This window comes from Streptomyces sp. AC558_RSS880, from assembly GCF_019049255.1.
Lineage (GTDB): Bacteria > Actinomycetota > Actinomycetes > Streptomycetales > Streptomycetaceae > Streptomyces.
Map to the genome: position 1 here is coordinate 1 of NZ_JAGMUJ010000163.1, position 220 is coordinate 220.

Below are 220 nucleotides of genomic sequence, written 5' to 3' on the forward strand. Positions count from 1 at the left end.
CGCCGAGCTCGGCGACGATCGCCCCGGCTATCTCCTCCTCGCGCTCCTCGACCAGTCTGAGCGCCTTCTCGAACACCGCGCGGCGCGCGTACGGATTGGTCGCCGCCCACTGCTTCTGCGCGCGGGCGGCCGCCCGGTACGCCTGATCGACCTCGTCGACCGTGGCTATCGTGATCGACGCGAGCTTCTCGTCGTCGTACGGGTTGAAGTCGATGATGTC

The 220-nt window shown here is 68.2% G+C and carries 1 protein-coding gene; it reads right to left on the reverse strand.

From position 1 onward, the window contains the following. Positions 1-220, reverse strand: a 220-nt coding sequence (locus tag KUM38_RS38785) for an aldehyde dehydrogenase family protein (protein ID WP_217136860.1), incomplete at both ends; no start/stop codon positions are given.